At 65.2% G+C, this 1,738-nt stretch carries 2 protein-coding genes; both read right to left on the bottom strand.

Annotated features, from left to right (window positions below; genetic code table 11):
• Positions 1-918: aminotransferase (locus HC022_RS25835; protein WP_167454292.1), on the bottom strand; the 918-nt coding region annotated here is incomplete at its 3' end.
• Positions 919-1,051: 133 nt separating this feature from the next.
• The coding region (locus HC022_RS25840) for a peptidase dimerization domain-containing protein (RefSeq protein ID WP_167454293.1) at positions 1,052-1,738 on the bottom strand (687 nt) is incomplete at its 5' end.

Here is a 1,738-nt window from a genome sequence, read left to right on the forward strand (position 1 = left end):
GTAGACCTTGTCGTTCACCACGATGGCGGCGAGCGGCATGTAGGACGAGGTGAGCTGCTTCGAGGTCACGAGGATGTCGGGGGTGAAGCCGAAGCGCTCGCAGCCGAAGGGCTTGCCGGTCCGGCCGAAGCCGTTGATGACCTCGTCCGCCACCAGCAGGATGTCGTACTTGGCGCAGATTTCCGCGACGCCGGGCCAGTAGCCCTCGGGCGGCACCATGACACCGCCGGCGCCCATCACGGGCTCACCGATGAAGGCGCCGATGGTCTCGGGGCCCTCGGCGATGATGGTGTCCTCGAGTTCCTTCAGCAGGCGCGCGGTGAACTCTTCTTCGGTCTCGCCTTCCTCGGCGAACTTCCAGTAGTGCGGCGTGGTCAGGTGGGTGACCGGGATCGCCGGAAGGTCGAAGTCCTTCTGGTTCGCCGGCAGGCCGGTGAGCGAGCCCGACGCGATGGTGATGCCGTGGTAGGCCTTGTTGCGCGACAGGAACTTCTTCTTCTCCGGGCGGCCGAGGCCGTTGTTGAGGAACCAGACCATCTTGACGACGGTGTCGTTGGCTTCCGAGCCGGAGTTGGTGAAGAACACCTTGTTGAGCCCCTCGGGGGTCATCTCGACGAGCTTCTCGGCCAGACGGATCGACGGCTCGTGCGACTTGTGCGCGAAGGTGTGGTAGTAGGGCAGCTTCTTGAGCTGCTCGTAGGCGGCATCGGCGAGACGGGTCTCCGAGAAGCCCACCGCGACCGACCACAGGCCTGCCAGTGCCTCGATGTATTCCTTGCCCTCGGTGTCATAGACCTTGGCGCCGTCGCCATGGCTCATGATCATCGGACCCTTTTCCTCATGCAGGCGCATGTTGGTGTAGGGGTGCATCGTGTAGGCGATGTCGGCGGCGTGAAGCGAATTCGGACGCTGGTTCATTTGGGATCCCTTGTTGGCTGTCGGGCCCGCGCGGGCCCGGGGTTTCGGTTCGGGGAAGGGCCATGGGAGACTCGGGTCCCCGTTGGCGGCAAGTCTAAGTGCAGTTGGCGGGAAAGGTCACGTGGGAATTTGATCAAATCTCCTCCAGCCCGCACCATTCGGCGATAAAGAGCGCAATCGTGCCCGTCACGCGCTTCACCGACGACAGCTTCACGCGCTCGTCGAAGCCGTGGATCGCCTCGGAGTAGGGGCCGTAGACGAGGCAGGGGGTCTCGCCGTAGATCACGAAGACCCGGCCATCGAGATAGCCCGGCGTCACGAAGCTCTCGAGCGGCTTGGCGTAGCTCGACATGTGGGCGCGGGCGAGGGTCTCCTCGGCCTCGGTGCCCTCTTCGAGCACGTAGCCCTCGGCGAAGAAGCCGTTGAAGATGACCTGCGGCGGGTTGTTGGCAAGGAACGGGATGCCGTCCGACACGCGGCGCAGGTGGTCCTCGATCTCGCGGGCGGCGTCCGCGGCCTTGATGCCGGGATAAAGCGCGATGCGGCAATCGAATTCGCACCATGCCGGCACCGACGAGGCCCAGTCGCCGCCCGCGATCTTGCCCACGTTGAAGTTGATCGGGTGGTCGAGCTCTTCGAAGTAGCGGTGGTCGCTCTTCTGGTCGTTCCACGCGGCCTCGAGCGCGCGCAGCCCCTTGATCAGCTCGTAGGCGGCCTCGATGGCGTTGGCGCCGGAGCCCGCCTCGCGCACGTGGACGGGCACACCCTGCACCCGGACGCGGAACCACAGCACGCCGGTGTTGGCGCGCACCAGCTTGTC

This window comes from Salipiger sp. HF18, assembly GCF_011806505.1.
Lineage (GTDB): Bacteria > Pseudomonadota > Alphaproteobacteria > Rhodobacterales > Rhodobacteraceae > Salipiger > Salipiger thiooxidans.